The 15,353-nt window shown below is 68.6% G+C and carries 13 protein-coding genes; 7 read left to right on the top strand and 6 right to left on the bottom strand.

Annotation, left to right across the window (positions count from 1 at the left end):
- Window positions 1-89 precede the first annotated feature (89 nt).
- From ACFVWL_RS09710 to ACFVWL_RS09690, 5 genes are all read left to right on the top strand, one after another.
- The gene (locus ACFVWL_RS09710) at window positions 90-635 is read left to right on the top strand and encodes an ECF transporter S component (protein WP_387181704.1); all 546 of its coding nucleotides are present in this window, start codon (window positions 90-92) and stop codon (window positions 633-635) included.
- A 77-nt stretch (window positions 636-712) separates the two neighbouring features.
- Entirely contained in the window at window positions 713-2,404 is a 1,692-nt protein-coding gene (locus tag ACFVWL_RS09705; protein ID WP_387181701.1) for an ABC transporter ATP-binding protein, read from the top strand.
- Complete coding sequence (locus tag ACFVWL_RS09700; RefSeq protein ID WP_387181699.1) at window positions 2,401-3,219, top strand: energy-coupling factor transporter transmembrane component T; 819 nt, start codon at window positions 2,401-2,403, stop codon at window positions 3,217-3,219. The genes ACFVWL_RS09705 and ACFVWL_RS09700 overlap by 4 nt, the downstream gene beginning before the upstream one ends.
- A 10-nt stretch (window positions 3,220-3,229) precedes the next feature.
- Window positions 3,230-4,105, top strand: coding sequence for a siderophore-interacting protein (locus ACFVWL_RS09695; protein ID WP_387181696.1), 876 nt, complete (start codon window positions 3,230-3,232; stop codon window positions 4,103-4,105).
- On the top strand, window positions 4,102-4,737 hold the full coding sequence (locus ACFVWL_RS09690) for an ECF transporter S component (protein ID WP_387181692.1): 636 nt from the start codon (window positions 4,102-4,104) through the stop codon (window positions 4,735-4,737). The genes ACFVWL_RS09695 and ACFVWL_RS09690 overlap by 4 nt, the downstream gene beginning before the upstream one ends.
- Window positions 4,738-4,826: 89 nt before the next feature.
- Here ACFVWL_RS09690 and ACFVWL_RS09685 read toward each other — a convergent pair whose 3' ends face one another.
- From ACFVWL_RS09685 to ACFVWL_RS09670, 4 genes are all read right to left on the bottom strand, one after another.
- Window positions 4,827-6,203: a DUF222 domain-containing protein gene (locus ACFVWL_RS09685; protein ID WP_387181689.1), complete on the bottom strand. Its 1,377-nt coding sequence runs from the start codon at window positions 6,201-6,203 to the stop codon at window positions 4,827-4,829.
- Between the two features lie 138 nt (window positions 6,204-6,341).
- Window positions 6,342-7,439, bottom strand: a complete 1,098-nt coding sequence (locus ACFVWL_RS09680) for a serine hydrolase domain-containing protein (RefSeq protein ID WP_387181686.1) — start codon at window positions 7,437-7,439, stop codon at window positions 6,342-6,344.
- A gap of 108 nt (window positions 7,440-7,547) precedes the next feature.
- Window positions 7,548-8,711 (bottom strand): acyl-CoA dehydrogenase family protein, encoded by a 1,164-nt coding sequence (locus ACFVWL_RS09675; RefSeq protein WP_387181683.1) that lies wholly within the window; start codon window positions 8,709-8,711, stop codon window positions 7,548-7,550.
- Between the two features lie 152 nt (window positions 8,712-8,863).
- On the bottom strand, window positions 8,864-9,793 hold the full coding sequence (locus tag ACFVWL_RS09670; RefSeq protein ID WP_387181680.1) for a M15 family metallopeptidase: 930 nt from the start codon (window positions 9,791-9,793) through the stop codon (window positions 8,864-8,866).
- A 74-nt stretch (window positions 9,794-9,867) separates the two neighbouring features.
- Here ACFVWL_RS09670 and ACFVWL_RS09665 point away from each other — a divergent pair, with 74 nt between their 5' ends.
- Window positions 9,868-12,003: an intein-containing Rv2578c family radical SAM protein gene (locus tag ACFVWL_RS09665; RefSeq protein ID WP_387181677.1), complete on the top strand. Its 2,136-nt coding sequence runs from the start codon at window positions 9,868-9,870 to the stop codon at window positions 12,001-12,003.
- A 46-nt stretch (window positions 12,004-12,049) separates the two neighbouring features.
- A complete protein-coding gene (locus ACFVWL_RS09660; RefSeq protein ID WP_387181674.1) occupies window positions 12,050-12,589 on the top strand; it encodes a YaeQ family protein in 540 nt (179 codons plus the stop codon).
- A gap of 51 nt (window positions 12,590-12,640) precedes the next feature.
- Here the strand turns inward: ACFVWL_RS09660 and ACFVWL_RS09655 are convergent, their stop codons facing one another.
- Both ACFVWL_RS09655 and ACFVWL_RS09650 read right to left on the bottom strand, forming a co-directional pair.
- Complete coding sequence (locus ACFVWL_RS09655; RefSeq protein WP_387181671.1) at window positions 12,641-12,871, bottom strand: histidine ammonia-lyase; 231 nt, start codon at window positions 12,869-12,871, stop codon at window positions 12,641-12,643.
- A gap of 189 nt (window positions 12,872-13,060) precedes the next feature.
- Window positions 13,061-15,271: a DEAD/DEAH box helicase gene (locus ACFVWL_RS09650; protein WP_387181668.1), complete on the bottom strand. Its 2,211-nt coding sequence runs from the start codon at window positions 15,269-15,271 to the stop codon at window positions 13,061-13,063.
- Window positions 15,272-15,353: the final 82 nt, after the last annotated feature.

The raw sequence follows: 15,353 nt of genomic DNA, 5'->3' as shown, positions 1-15,353 counted from the left end.
AGATCTGGCCGATCGACCAATCGGCCATCGCCGATCGACCAGGGTTATCCACGGCCGCCCTCCCGATAGGTCGACAGTAAGCTGGAGAGGTGGCCCGTACCTCCGTCCTGTCGACCCGAATGCTGCTCGTCTGCGCGGCGATCGGCGTCGCGACGGGCATCCTCGCGGGCATCGCGGGATGGGTGACGCCCGTGCTGCTGGCAAGTCCTCTGCTGTTCCTCTACGGGCTCGTGCTCGGCTCGCACGTGCTTCCGGGCATCATCGCGCAGGAAGTGCTGCGTCTGCCGCTGGTCGCGCTGATCACGCATGTGTTCGCCGCCCTGATCGCGAGCGCCTTCAACCCGGCCTGGGCACTGCGCTTCATCGGCACCGCGCTGCTGTTCGGCCTGATCCAGGAGGGGGTGGCCGCCCTCACCCGCTATCGCTCCTGGGGGCCGTGGCGCTTCTTCATCTCGGCGGCGATCATCGGCGTCTTCGTGGCGGTCGTGGTGTTCTTCGCCGCGCACCTCTCGGTCATGCCGGTGTGGGCACAGATCCTCTACCTCGCAATCTCGGTGCTCGGACCGATCGCCTGGACCGCGGTCGGCCTCGCGATCGGTTCGGCACTCCGTCGCGCCGGCGTCGCCCGCCGGTAGCCTCTCCTCGAGCGTGGTGAATCAGGTAAGGCTCAGCTAAGTTAGAGGGGTACGATCCACCGACCCGGGACTTCGCCGTGCGCCCATCCGCGCCCCTGCTCCGCGTGCGTGACCTCTCCCTCACCCACGCCGATGCGGCGCACCCCTCGCCGAGCGATGTGACCTTCGACATCGATGCCGGCGAGGTCGTGCTGCTGCTCGGACCCTCCGGCTCCGGCAAGTCGACACTCACGCTCGCGCTCAACGGACTGATCCCCCATGCCCTCCCGGCGACGATGGTCGGCGCCGTCGAAGCCGGCGGTATCGACACGGCGAACGCGCAGACGGCCACGCTCAGCACGCACGTCGCGATGGTCTTCCAAGACCCCGATGCGCAGATCGTGACCGGCAGCGTCTACGACGAGGTCGCGTTCGGCCCCGAGAACCTGCGTCTTCCACTCGACGTCGTCGAGAGTCGCGTCGAGGAGGCTCTGCGTCGGGTCGGACTCTGGGAACGGCGCGATGAGAACCCCGATCATCTCTCCGGCGGCGGACGTCAACGACTCGCGATCGCGAGCGCCCTGGCGATGGGCTCTCCGCTGATCGTGCTCGACGAGCCGACGGCCAACCTCGACCCGCAGGGCATCGACGACGTGTACGCCGCCCTCGCCGAGGTCGTCGCGGCCGGCGACCGGGCCATCCTGCTCGTGGAGCACAACCTCGACGCGGCGATGGCGTTCGTCACGCGCACGATCGTGCTCGACCGTGAAGGTCGCGTCGCGTTCGACGGACCGGCCGCCGACATCATCCGCGACCATGCCGACGAGCTGGTCCGGGTGGGCGTGTGGCTTCCGGCGGCGACCCTGGCGGCACTCCGCCTTCGGGGGCGGGGATTCGCGCTCGACCCGCTACCGCTGTCGCCGCAGGAGCTCGCCGCCGCGCTCGATCGAGAAGGCGCCTCGTCCCGTGCCGCTCCCGCCACAGCCGACGAGAACTCTCTCCCTTCAGGCGAGGAACCGGCGATCGCCGAGCCGATCATCCGCGCCCGTGGGCTGACCGTGCGCCGACGCCGCACCGAGATCCTGCACGGGATCGACCTCGACCTCGCACCCGGCAGCCTCACGGCCATCGTCGGCGCGAACGGCGCGGGCAAGACCACGCTGATCCAGGCGCTCGCCGGCGTCGTGCCCCCACCACGCGGCCAGGTGTCGGTCGACGGCGTCGATCCGGGCACGGCGTCCCCGCGCGATCTCGCCGCACGCATCGGGTTCGTCTTCCAGAACCCGGAGCACCAGTTCATCGCGCCCACGGTGTTCGATGAGCTCGCGCACGGACTTCGGCTGCGACATGTGCCGGACACCGAGATCTCGACCCGTGTCGACGAGATGCTCATCCGCTTCGGGCTGGAGCACAAGGCGGACGTGCATCCGTTCCTGCTCTCCGGCGGCGAGAAGCGGCGCCTGTCGGTGGGAACCGCGCTGATCACGAGGCCCCGTGTGCTGGCGCTCGATGAACCCACCTTCGGACAGGATCGCGCGCGGGCCGCCGAGCTCCTCGATCTGCTGCAGAGCCTGCGGGCGGAGGGCACGACCGTCGTGATCGTCACGCACGACCTCCAGCTCGTGGCCGAGCACACCAGCCATGTCGTGATCCTCGCCGACGGACGCGTGCGGGCGGTCGGCCCGACGGCCACCCTGCTGCGGGACGAACAGTTGTTCGCGGATGCGGGTCTGCGCCTGCCGGCGTTGCAGCGCGTGCTCGCCTCGGCCGGTCTCGAGGTGACCTCGTGACGGCATCGGCGTTCGACCCGTACGCACGGATGACGGCGACGTCACGGCGGCAGTTCCTGTATGCGCTGAACCCGCTCGCGAAGGTCGCCGGCTTCGCGCCCGCGATGATCTTGCTCGTCTTCGTACGGGATCTGGCCACCCCTGCGGCCTTCCTCGCGCTCGCCTACGCCCTGATCCTGATCGGGGCACGCCTCACGGGTCGACTCTTCGCCCTGCTACTGCTCGGCCTGCCCGCCGGCATGCTGTTGATCGGCGTGGGGTTCTCGCTGTGGGTGGATGTCGGACTCGTCGCGGACACCTCCCCCGTCCTTCGGATCGGCGGCTGGACGCTCTACAGCGGGGCGCTCCTGATCGGCTTCGCGACGGCGCTGCGGCTCGGATCGATCGTCGCTCTCGCGCTCGTCGGCGGGCTCACGACCAGTGGACCCGACCTCGTGCGCGCCAGCGTGCAGCAGCTGCGGGTGCCGTATCGGATCGGCTACACGGCACTGGCGGCCTTCCGGTTCGTGCCGCGGTTCGGGCATGAGCTCGCCGTGATCCGAGCAGCCCACCGGGTGCGCGGGTACCACGGCGGACGCGGGCCGTTCGCCCGCATCGCCCGCGGGTGGGGGTACATCGTGCCGCTCCTCGCCGGAGCGATCCGTCATGCCGAGCGCGTGGCGCTGGCGATGGACTCGCGCGCGTTCGGCGCGCATCCGACCCGCACCGAACGGCACCTCGTGCCGTTCCGCAGACGCGACACCGTCTTCACCCTCGCGACCCTGCTGGCGTCTGCGGCCATCTTCGTCGCGTTCTTCCCCTGGCAGCTTCCCTGAAAGGCGCCCGATGGCATTCAGCAAGATGGTCAAGCCCGAATCGACCGAGCTCATCCACCTGGTGGTGCTGCGCAGCGAACGGCTGTCGGCGCACTGGATCAGGGTGACGCTCGGCGGCGGCGAGATCGAGAAGTTCCGCCCGATGGGGTTCGACCAGTGGTTCCGACTGTTCCTGCCGATCGGCGGCGACGCGGGGCTCGACCGGGTACCCGCCAAGGCGAACAAGATGTTCGGATATCTGAAGTTCCTGCGCATCCCCGACGGCGAGCGTCCGGTGATGCGCAACTACAGCGTGCGCGCATACCGTCCCGCCGCCGGCGAGGCCGGCGCCGAGATCGACGTGGACTTCGTGCTGCACGGCTCGGCGGTCGATGGCACGGCGGGTCCCGCGTCGCGCTGGGCCGAGACCTGCCGGCCGGGCGAGCACGTGCTGATCATCGACGAGGGCCTCACCTTCAACCCGCAGCGCGGTACGGATCGGGTCGTGCTGGTCGGCGACGAGACGGCGCTGCCCGCGATCTCCTCGATCTGCGCCTCGCTGCCGGTGGACGCCGTGGGCACCGCGATCGTGGAGACACCGAGCGACGAGGATGCGCTGGAGTTCGCACATCCCGCCGGCGTCGAGGTCGTGTGGATCGTGCGTCCGCACGATGTCGCCCCCGGTTCCCTCGCTCTGGAGACCCTCGGCCGCACAGTCCTGCCCGAGGCCCCGTTCCATGCGTACGCGGCGGGTGAGCAGGCGCTCGCCTCCGGTGCCCGCAAGCACCTCGTCGGCGAGCGCGGGGTGGACAAGAACGCGGTGAGCTTCTGCGGATACTGGAAGATCGGTGCGGCCTCCCCCGCGTCGAAGGCCGCCCGCGAGGCCGCGGCGGAGCCCCTGGCATGAGCGCGGATGCCGCGGGCCGGACGCCCCGCACCGGCGGACGGTTCCGCTTCCCCACCGCCATCCTGCTGACCTGCGCGGCATTCGGCGTCGCGGGAGCGGTGCTGCTCGCACCGATGAACTGGTTCTCAACCCTGTTGACCGGCCCGCTGCCCTTCGTCGGCATGGCGCTCGCCGGTCTCTGGCTGCTGCCGTCGGTGACAGCGCTGCGACTTCTGCGTCGTCCGCTGGTCGGACTGCTGGTGGCGCTGATCGCCGGCCTGGTGATGGTGCCGTTCTCCGGATACGGCTTCCGCAGCGTGCTGACCAACCTCTGGTGGGCGGCATTCACGGAGTTACCGTTCCTCTTCGTGCTCTGGCGCTATTGGGGCACGTGGATGCACTATCTCGGTGCAGTCGCGGTCGGCATCGTGTACCCGATCTCAGCGTGGGCATGGTTCGACCTCGGGTCGATGTCGCTCTTCGCCCAAATCGCGTTCTTCGCCGTGACGATCGCGAGCTGCGTTGGCGGCACGACCCTCGGCATCCTGATCGCCGACCGCCTGCGCAGGGCGGGAGTCGGTGCGACCGGTCTCGGCAGGGCCGGAGTCGGTGCGACCGGTGGCGACAGGGCCGGAGTCCGCAAGCACCGCTGAACCTTGCGAGCGCAGCCGCAGACGTCACGCATCGACGTCATCGCTCGCGTCGTCATCACTCGCGGCGTCGTCAGGCGGGCGTTGAGTCGTCAGGCGGCGATGTCGAAGCGTGCGCGCCCGCCGAGCCTCGGGGTTCGCGCGGGGTCGACATATCGAGGCGGGATGAACCACACCCGCCCTCCGCTCCCGCTCCCACTTCCACTTCCGCTCGCGGTCCCGCTCCCGGCAGCGTCGATGCGGATCTCCCACCCGTTGTCGTGGATGCGATGGTGACAGGTCTCGCACAGCAGCACTCCGTTGGAGAGATCGGTCGGCCCGTGATCGCGTTTCCACCAGCGGATGTGATGCGCCTTCGTCATCTCCGGTGGCAACCCGCACATCGCGCATCCCCCATCCCGCTCCACCAATGCCAGGCGTTGCGCCCGGGTGAACAACCGTTTCTCCCGACCCCAGTCGAGAATCTCACTGTCGCCGCCGAGAACACAGGGGATCACCCCACCCCCGGCCGCCATCCGCCGTGCGGCTCCGATACTGACCGGCTGATCGACACCGTCCACGGTCGCCGATCCGGTGCCGGCTTCCAGGTCGTCGAGGTCCATCCGCACGATCACGGTCGCTCCGGCCACCGGAACGCGCTGCTCGCACCCGAGCACGTGCGCGCAGAACACGGCGAGAGCATCGGCCTGGATCATCGGCACCGTCCGCCGATCCGCATCGGGCGCGTCCCCATCGGGCGCATCCTTGCGCGCAGCGAATGCCGCCGTCACGAACCCCCGGATCGCCGTCACCACCGGCGCCGCGGTCTCCACATCGAGCACCGCGTTCAGATGCACCATGCCATCACGCTCGAACAGCGACAACGCCCGCTTGCCACGCCGCTCTTCCTCCTTCGGCTCCAACCCATCCGGGTCGAGCCATGCTTCCACCCGGACCACGAGCGTGCGCACATCATCAAGCGCGAGCCCTGCCGCCTTCTCCGCCAGCATCCGCTCCCCCTCGGCGACGCGATCCACCCCCGCGGCAACCCGGCACCGATCGAGCGCCGCGATGATCAACGCCGCCGCCGGAGCACCCAGCGCACCCGCATCCAGCGCCGCACTCACCAACGGATACTTCGCCGGCAGACGCGCCCCCAGAAGATCACTCCGCGGGGCCGTCGCCTCACCCACCTTGACCAGACGCGACGCATCACCCGTCGACACCCCCGTGGCTACGGCGATCAACGTCGCCGGGTTGCGGAAGCCCTGCTGCTTGGCTAGGCTCTCAGCCCCGAGCTCCGGGCGGGATTCGCGGGAGATACACGCCGCCACCGAGACATGCACCGCATCCAACCGACGCCGCAGCACTCCGATCGACTCACTCACCTCGATCAACTGCTCACGCGACAGCTCTCCCGAGTCACCCGCATCCGACCACGCCTCATCGAGACGGGACATCGCCTCGTGCAACGCGGTCAGTTTCGACATACTTGACTTTACCGCGACCACGACCGACATTCGAAGCTGTGTTCGAATGAATACCGGTGCACCGGCATCCTGAGAACATCGAGCGACGCCTCGCCGGCAAGAGTGCGCCAGTCGGATGCCCCATGGCGCCGGAGAGCGTCACTGCACGTCGGCGAACAGCCCCATGATCTCCGGGCCCATCTCGACCTGACTCAGCACGACGCGATACGAGCCATCCGGATCGATCCAGAAGTCTGTCCCTTGCCCGCCCGACCAGCCGTAGCGACCCGCGTGCTCTCCCGCGGTCTGCACCGCGACGCCGAATCCCCACCCCGTGCCCTCCCAGAACCCCGGGAAGAAGCTGTCGTCGGTCTTCGCGCTCGACGACACCTGGTCGGTGCGCATCAGAGCGAGCAGTTCGGGGTCGATGATGACGTTGCCGTCATGCCGTCCCCCTGCGGCGAGCATCCCCGCGAAAGCCGCATAGTCGGCTGCGGTGGACACGAGCTCCGAATGACTGAGGTCGAACGGAGCGGGCGCGACGGAGAATCCCCCGGCGGCGGGCTCGATCTCGACCAGTGTCCCACCATCGTGGCGATACGCGGCGGGCAGCCGGTGCGCCCGATCGAGGGGCACCGTGTACCCGGTGTCGACCATGCCGAGCGGGGCGAAGAGGTCGCGTCGCAGATGATCTTCCAACGAACCGTCGACCACCCGCGAGAGCAGGATCCCGAGGATCCCGAAGGAGTGGTGGTACCGCCATCCGGTGCCGGGTTCGAATGCGAGCGGGAGCGTGGCGATCGCCTCCAGCCATTCCTGAGCCCCCATCGCGACCGGCTCCTGCCCCGCAGCCGTCCGGTTCCCGATCATCGCCTCCGCCAGCGGCGACGGAACGACCTGCACGCCGTACCCGGAGGTGTTGGTGAGCAGGTGCCGCAGCGTGATCGACGTCGTCGCGGGCTCGGCGACATCGAGAGGAGCATCCGGTGCGCGCAGCACCCGGCGGGCGGCGAGCTCGGGCAGCCACCGCTCCACGGGGTCGTCGAGTCCGAGCCGCCCCTCCTGCACGAGACGCAGGGCCGCGACCGCGAGGATCGGCTTCGTCATCGACTGGATGCGAACGATCGCATCCGCCGGGAGATCGCCGGCCGTGACGATCTCGACCCGCCCGCCCGGGTCTCCGTGCACACCGATGATCCCCGGAGCGGTGCCTCGCGCGACGTGGTCATCCAGGATCTGCGGGAGCGCGTGTGTCATGTCCTCGATTGAACCCGGCCGCACCGCCCTTGTCCACGCCTCGACGGCGATCCCGAGACGTGAAGAGGCCCCGGACATCGCATCCGGGGCCTCTTCACGATCATGGCGTCAGCGCTTGCCGACGATCTGACGGCCGACGAGGTCGCGCATGATCTCGTTCGTGCCGCCGTAGATGCGGTGCACCCGAGCATCGGTGAACGCGCGGGCGATCGGGTACTCCATGATGTAGCCGTAGCCACCGTGCAGCTGCACGCCGGTGTCGAGCACCTCCCACTCGCGCTCGGTGGCCCAGAACTTGACCTTCGCGGCGTCCTCGGCGGTGAGCGTGCTGTTCTTGTAGGCGAGCAGCGCGCGGTCGATGTACGCCCACATCGCGTCGGTGGTCGCCGCCATGTCGGCGAGCCGGAAGCGGGTGTTCTGGAAGTCGGCGATGCGCTCGCCGAACGCTTCGCGGTCCTTCGTGTAGGCGACGGTCCAGTCGAGGGCGGCCTGCGCGGCCGCGGCCGCGGCGACGCCGATCGAGAGACGCTCGAGCGGCAGGTTGAGCATCAGCTGGATGAACCCCTGACCCTCCTTGCCGCTGATGAGGTTCTCGTCGGGGATGAACACGTCGGTGAAGCTGAGCTCCGCGGTGTCCCAGCCGTGGAAGCCCATCTTGCTGAGCTTCTTGCCCTGGTCGAAGCCCTCCATGCCCTTCTCGACGAGCAGCAGGCTGAACGCGTCTGGACGGTTGCCCTCACCGGTCTTGACGAAGGTCACCACGACGTCGGCCGTCGTGCCCGAGGAGATGAACGTCTTCGCACCGTTGAGGATGTAGCCGCCGTCGACCTTCTTGGCGTTGGTCTTGATGCCACGCAGATCAGACCCCGCGCCCGGGTCGGTCATGGCGAGCGCGCCGAGCACCTCACCCGTGGCCATGCGGGGCAGCCACTTCTCCTTCTGCTCCTGCGTTCCCATGTGTACGAGGTAGGGCACGGCCAGGTCGTCCTGGATGCCGAAGGCACCGGCCAGCGAACCCGCACCGGAGGCGATGACCTCCTCCATGACGATCGTGCGGAAGCGGTAGTCCTGCAGCATTCCGGCGCCACCGAACTCCTCGGGGACCGACAGTCCGATCAGACCGGCCTCGCCGGCCGCCAACATGGTGGCCCTGTCGATCTCTCCCGCGGCATCCCACCGCTCGATCGCTTCGCCCGTCACGTGGCGCTTGACGAAGTCCTTGACCAGGTCCCGGAATGCCTCGTGATCCTCGTCGTAGATGTCGCGTTCCATGCCGTCCTCCTGAACGTCTCATGCATCGTTGCTCCGGCGATTCTATGTCGCAGAGGGAGTCGAGGACAGGACGTTGTGAGAATGCATCCCATAAACGGTGACACTGGGTACCGCGGTTGTCGGATGCCGCAACCGGAGCGCTCCTCCCCGATTCAGTGCGAGTAATCAGGGGCGGCGGGCAGCGCGAAGAACTCCTCGAGCGTGTGGAATCCGCCCTCGTGATACGCCGCGGCGAGGTCGACCCCGACATAGCGGAGGTGCCACGGCTCCGGCGCGTAGCCCGTGACCGGAGTGCCGACCTGCTCGTAGCGCACGATGAATCCGTACTCCCAGGCGCGAGCTGCGACCCAATCGCTCTGTGCCGTCCCGCCGAAGCCGTCGAGCCCGCCACACGCCGAGCCGCATGCCACCACGTCGAGCGCGAGACCCGTCTGATGCTCGCTGTGACCGGGACGCGCTGAGCCGGCATCCGCATCCGCCTGCCCCTGCGAGCGCACGTGGGAGCCGTAGGTCGTCACCTGCAGCCCGTAGGAGCGGTAGCCGTTGTTCGCACCGATGCGTCCGACGCCGGCAGCGGCCGCCGCATCCGCCATCTGGCCGACGGCGTCGGCGACGTCGGAGCGCACGCGTCCGGACGGAGTCGTCAGCTGCAACGGTATCGAGGCGAGGTTCGCCGGTTCGTACTCGGGCGGGTTCAACGGCAGCGATTTGTTCACCACGACCCAGAGGCGCGCAGGATCAGTGAGCGAGATACAGGGAGCATTCCCCGCGACGACCGCGTCGCGGAAAGCCACGCCGCCGCCGAAGCCCGCGATCGTGCCCGCATCGTCACCGTTCGCGATCGCCTGCTGCACCGACGGCTCGGCACAGGGATCGGCGGCTGTCGTCGCAGCGACCTTGACCGGCGGGACCTGCATGACCGCGACCGGCACCGGCATCGGGTCGGCGCCGGAGGACGGCACCGGACCGGAACCGATCGACAGCAGGACGCCGATTGCGGTCACGGCGACGCCGATCGGCAATGCGGGTCCGCGGATCGGGGACCGCGGAGCCGCATGCTGAGCGTGCGGCAGGAAGGGCATTGGTCCATCTTCTCATTCGAAGATATATCGCAGAGTCGCTTGCGTTAACCTCGTCTTTCTGTTCGAATTGTCGAATGAGGTGGCAGGGGCAGAAACTCGGAGAGACGGATGCGGCGGCGCTCCCCGGTCTCGAAGACCGGTCGAGCGTGCTGCGGTCGGTGACCACGCCCGAGTTCGCCGGCATGACGTTCCACGAGGTGCTGTCAAAGTCGGCCCTGAATCATGTACCCGGCGCCTCGCGCATGCCGTTCGCCTGGACGATCAACCCCTATCGCGGATGCTCGCATGCCTGCGTCTACTGCGTATCGCCCGACACCATGATCCTCTGCGCTGACGGCCGCCAACGTCCGCTCAGAGACCTCGAGATCGGCGACGAGATCATCGGCACCGAGAAGGTGGGCAGGTACCGGCGATACGTGCGCACATCGATCCAGGCAAAGTGGTCTACGCGGAAACCTGCGTATCAGGTGACCCTCGCCGACGGTACTCAGATCGTCGCGAGCGGTGACCACCGATTCTTGACGGAACGCGGGTGGAAGCACGTCTCCGATACGGAGTCGGGACAGCGCCCTCATCTCACGACGAACAATCGACTGATGGGTTTCGGGATCGGGAGCGCGCATGGAGACATCGACCATGCCTCCGTCGAGTATCGCCGCGGGTACCTCGCCGGCATGATTCGGGGCGATGGGATGATCTTCCACGGCACCTACCCGAGCACGACCCGGACTCGGGAGATCAACATGTTCCGACTCGCGCTGATCGACCGGGAGGCGTTGGAGCGCACCCGCGAGTATCTCGACACGGAAGGAGTGCCCATGAGACTGCGCCCCTTCACTGCGGAGAGCGCGAACCGAAGCCCCGCGGACGCGATACACACCGCCGCGCGAGCAGGCGTGACGAAGATCGAGCGGCTCATCATCACTCCCGATGAACCGGACGATCACTGGTTCGCCGGGTTCCTCGCCGGCGTCTTCGACGCCGAGGGAAGCTGTTCCCGCGGGGTACTTCGAATCTCGAACAAGGACGCCGACATCATCGGCCTCATCGATGACGGCATGAGCAGGCTTCGCATTCCTCACATCGTCGAGCCCGTCCGCCCCAATGGAGTTCACAACGTCCGTGTCGTCGGCGGACTGCCGAGCCGACAGCGGTTCTTCGCGATGACAGCACCCGCGATCACCCGGAAGATGACGCTCATCGGCACCGCCGTGAAGACGGCATCGGATCTGCGAGTGACCGCGATCGACCCGCTCGGGGAATCGCAAGACCTCCTCGACATCACGACGGGGACCGGCGACTTCATCGCGAACGGCGTGATCAGCCACAACTGCTTCGCCCGCGGCACGCACGAGTACCTCGACCTCGACGGCGGGTCCGACTTCGACTCGCAGATCGTCGTGAAGGTGAACGTCGTCGAAGTGCTCGCACGCGAGCTGCGCAAGGGCAGCTGGGAGCACGAGACCGTGGCGTTGGGCACGAACACCGATCCGTATCAGCGGGCTGAGGGGCGCTACAAGCTCATGCCGGGGATCATCGAGACGCTCGCGGCATCCGGCACCCCGATCTCGATCCTCACGAAGGGCACGCTGATCCGCCGAGACATCCCGCTGCTCGTGAAGGCCGCGAAGCGGGTGCCGATCGATGTGCAGATGTCGATCGCGATGTACGACGATGAACTGCAGAAGGCGATCGAGCCCGGGGCGCCGACGACGCAGGCCCGGCTCGACACCGTGCGGGCGCTGGCCGATGCCGGATTCCCCGTGACGGTGTTCCTCATGCCGATCATGCCGCACATGACCGACTCGCTCGCCGCGATCGACAGCGCCCTCGTGCGCATCAAAGAGGCGGGGGCGCGCAACGTCATCTACGGAGCCCTGCACCTGCGACCGGGTGTGAAGCCGTGGTTCTTCCAATGGCTCGACGCGAATCGCCCCGACCTCGTCTCGTCGTACCGGGGGCTGTATCCGGGAGCTTCGGCCGAGGCACCCAAGGGGTACCGACAGTGGCTCGCCAAGCGGACCCGTCCGCTCATCCGCGCCCACGGACTGGACGGCCGCCACGAAGACGACTACTCCCGCCGCGGGTTCCGACCGGGGCAAGGCCACGTGCAGACGAGTCCGGCGACCGCGGCTGCGGCGGCAGCAGCGGTGAGATTCACACCCAGTGCCCGAGCCGAGGCACCGCCCGCACAGCCGATGCTCTTCTGACCGTGCGGTCGGGCTCCCCTCCCGCAGCCGCGTAGGCTCGGGGATCATGGCGATCGGTTCGACAGTCCACACATTCGAGGTGCAGCTCGCTGACACTGATCGCGGCGTCTACGAGGACTACTCGCTGCGCGCGGCGCGGCATCCGTCCGAGACCGATGCCTACATGCTCACCCGCGTGCTGGCCTACGGACTCGAGTTCGCGGACGGCATCGCGTTCGGTGGCAGCATCTCCTCGACCGAGGAGCCTGCCGTGCTCGTGCGCGACCTCACCGGTCTCATCACCGCCTGGGTCGAGATCGGGGCGCCCGACGCCGAGCGACTGCACTACGGCAGCAGACTCGCCGAACGCACCGTGGTCTACACCCACCGCGACCCCGCCAAGGTGATGGCGCAGTGGACGGACAAGCGCATCCATCGCCGCGAGGACATCCGCGTGTACAGCTTCGACCCCGGGTTCATCGAGACCGCGTCCGCGCTGATCGAGCGTCGCAACACCATGACCCTCACGCGGGCCGAGGGCGTGATCTACCTCGACCTCAACGGCACGAGCCTGACCTCGACCGTGCACATGCACGAGCTGTCCTGACCGACGCTCCCTGCTGCGGTCTCGCGATGAGACCGCAGCCCTGGCCTCCCGTCAGACGGATCCGTGTGGAGTGAACGGGCTCGTGGGACCGTGGTGGCGGCGGGTATCAGGGTCGATCCAGTTGCCCGAACCGGTCATCCGGTGCCAGCGCTTGTGGAACGCGAGATCGGTGCCGTCGGCCTCGACGACAGCCGCACCGCACAGATCGCAGATACGCAGCATGACGATGTCTCCGTCTGCGGTCGTGATCGAGAATGACTCCGCTGGGAATACGACGCCCATCGTGTTCCTCCTCTCGCGCCCGCACCGACCGCAGAGGTCAGGTTTCCGAGACCCTCTCAGGGTAGCTTCGCATGACCCGGGACGACACCGCGACTCCCGAGAGACGACGGCGAAAGGCCCCGGGAACCGCGTTCCCGGGGCCTTTCGGCAGGCTCGTCCTGAGTCGTGCGCGGTCGGCGACCGACCGAATCAGGAGGTGAGGTCCGCCGCGGTCGGCACGCGACCGGCGATCTCCTCGATCACGTCATCGTCGAGACGGGCGTTCTCGAACGGTGCGTCGATCTCGGCCCGGTCGAGCAACTCGGTCATGCGACGCTGACGCTGACGCGTGATGAGCGTGACGACGCGGCCCGAACGACCGGCACGGCCCGTGCGACCCGAACGGTGCAGGTACGTCTTGTACTCGTCGGGGGCGTCGGCCTGGACGACCAGGTCGATGTCATCGACGTGGATGCCGCGGGCGGCGACATCCGTGGCGACGAGCACGTTCACGCGACCCGAGGTCAGACGCTCCAGGTTGCGCGTGCGCTTGGCCTGGTTCAGGTCGCCGTGCAGCGAGACGGCCGGGATGCCGGCATCGTCGAACTGCTCGGCGAGCATATCTGCGTAGGCGCGGGTGCGGGCGAAGACCAGGGTCTTGCCGTCACGGTCGACGAGCGACGTGAGGATGTCGGCCTTGTCGCGGTGCTCGATCACGAGCACGCGGTGCTCGATCGTGCTGGAGTCCTGGTCTTCCCCTGCCACCTCGTAGACGGCCGGGTCGACGAGGAACTCGTCGACGAGAGCCGCGACCTCACGGTCGAGCGTGGCCGAGAACAGCAGCTTCTGGCTGCCGTCGGCGGTGTGACGCAGAATGCGCTGCACGGGCTCGACGAATCCGAGCTCGCACATGTGATCGGCCTCGTCGAGCACCGCGATGCGGCAGTCCGAGAGGTCGAGCTTGCCCTGGTTGATCAGATCTTCGACACGGCCCGGGGTACCGATCACGATGTCGACGCCCTTCTTGAGCGCACCCACCTGGCGGCCCTGCGGCACACCACCGTAGATCTGCGTGGTGAACAGGCCGACGCTGCGGGCGATCGGCTGGATGGTGCGGTCGATCTGCAGCGCGAGCTCGCGCGTCGGAGCGAGGATGATCGCACGCGGCGACCGTCCGAACTCACGGCGCTTGCCGGCCTGCGACTGCAGCACGCGCTCGACGAGCGGCGCACCGAAGGCGATCGTCTTGCCGGAGCCGGTGCGGCCGCGGGCGAGCACATCGCGCCCGGCGAGGACGGCCGGGATGCTGGCGGCCTGGATCGGGAACGGCGTGGCCGCGCCCATGCCGACGAGAGTTTCGACGATGTTCGAGCCGAGCCCGAGGTCGCCGAAGGTCACGCCATCGACCTCGACGGCCGCGACGGACTTCGCCTCCAGGCGCTCGTGCACGACGTCGTCGCCGGGTGCGAACTTCGCTCCGGTCGAGGCGGGACGACTGGTGGCGTTCCAGTCGTTGCGGCTCGGACGCTCGTTGCGGGCCGGACGACCACGCGTGTCGGAGGTCAGCGGGCGCGGACGCTCGGTGCGGTAGGCGCCACCGGTCGACGGACGCGAACGCTCGTCGCGGCCACCCTCGTACGAACGCTGCGTGCGGTCGCGGTCGAAGGCACGGCGCGCACGATCGGCGTCGAACGAACGCTCGGGTCGCTCGGCACCACGGTCGTTCGAGCGGGTGCGGTCACCTGCACGGTCGTCGCGGCGCGGACGCTCGTCGCGGTTGAAGCGGGGACGCTCGGCGCCACGTCGGTCGTCGCGAACCGGACGTCCGCCGTCGCGGTGGTCGTTGTCGCGGAAGCCCTGACGCTGGCTGCCGGCACCGCGGTCGTCGCGACGCGCGCGGTCGTCACGGTCGAACCGGGGGCGATCGCCGCCACGCTCGTCGCGGTACGTTCCCGGTCCGGTCGGCCGCTGTCCGCCACGATCGTCCCGACGCGGGCGGTCGTCGAAACGGCCGCCGGCGCTCGGCCGGTCGTTGAAGCGCGGGCGCTCGGAGCGCTCGTCGTTGCGGTGGTGCGGCGCCTCACGGCGACCGGACTCGGCGCGGTTGCGGATGCCACGGGCCTCGTCACGGCCGGCACGCTCCGAGGCGCCCCAACGCTGCTTGGGCGCGCCCGACTCGGCCTCGGCCGGACGGTAGCCGCGGTGACCGGCACTGCGGCTGCCGGGACGACGGTCGTAGCCGCCTGCGGCGGGAGCAGTGCGGCGGTCGCCGGCATCCGCTCGTCCGCCGCGCTCATCGCGCGCACCGTCACGGGCGGGGCCGCCGTTGTGACGATCGTGGAAGGAGGTCTTCTTCGCGCCGTAGCGCGGCTCGAAGTTCGCGGACGGACGTCCGCCGCGGGGCTTCTTGTTCTTCGGCATTGCGTGTCTTTCTGTGTTCTCGCACGAGAACAGCGCCGCGCGCACGCGCAAGCACCCTGCGCCTGGTCGAACTCGACCAGCG

Origin of the sequence: Microbacterium sp. NPDC058269 (assembly GCF_042881445.1) — a bacterium.
In the GTDB taxonomy this organism is placed as follows: domain Bacteria; phylum Actinomycetota; class Actinomycetes; order Actinomycetales; family Microbacteriaceae; genus Microbacterium.
The sequence above is the reverse complement of the archived record's forward strand: the minus strand, read 5'-3'. Positions and strand labels throughout refer to the sequence as shown.

Bases quoted from the DNA above. Each gene is read 5' to 3' on its own strand.
- ACFVWL_RS09675 (WP_387181683.1), bottom strand. From the start codon at position 8,711: ATGGAACGCGACATCTACGACGAGGATCACGAGGCATTCCGGGACCTG.
- ACFVWL_RS09680 (WP_387181686.1), bottom strand. From the start codon at position 7,439: ATGACACACGCGCTCCCGCAGATCCTGGATGACCACGTCGCGCGAGGC.
- ACFVWL_RS09650 (WP_387181668.1), bottom strand. From the start codon at position 15,271: ATGCCGAAGAACAAGAAGCCCCGCGGCGGACGTCCGTCCGCGAACTTC.
- ACFVWL_RS09690 (WP_387181692.1), top strand. From the start codon at position 4,102: ATGAGCGCGGATGCCGCGGGCCGGACGCCCCGCACCGGCGGACGGTTC.
- ACFVWL_RS09665 (WP_387181677.1), top strand. From the start codon at position 9,868: ATGAGGTGGCAGGGGCAGAAACTCGGAGAGACGGATGCGGCGGCGCTC.
- ACFVWL_RS09660 (WP_387181674.1), top strand. From the start codon at position 12,050: ATGGCGATCGGTTCGACAGTCCACACATTCGAGGTGCAGCTCGCTGAC.
- ACFVWL_RS09670 (WP_387181680.1), bottom strand. From the start codon at position 9,793: ATGCCCTTCCTGCCGCACGCTCAGCATGCGGCTCCGCGGTCCCCGATC.
- ACFVWL_RS09695 (WP_387181696.1), top strand. From the start codon at position 3,230: ATGGCATTCAGCAAGATGGTCAAGCCCGAATCGACCGAGCTCATCCAC.
- ACFVWL_RS09685 (WP_387181689.1), bottom strand. From the start codon at position 6,203: ATGTCGAAACTGACCGCGTTGCACGAGGCGATGTCCCGTCTCGATGAG.
- ACFVWL_RS09655 (WP_387181671.1), bottom strand. From the start codon at position 12,871: ATGGGCGTCGTATTCCCAGCGGAGTCATTCTCGATCACGACCGCAGAC.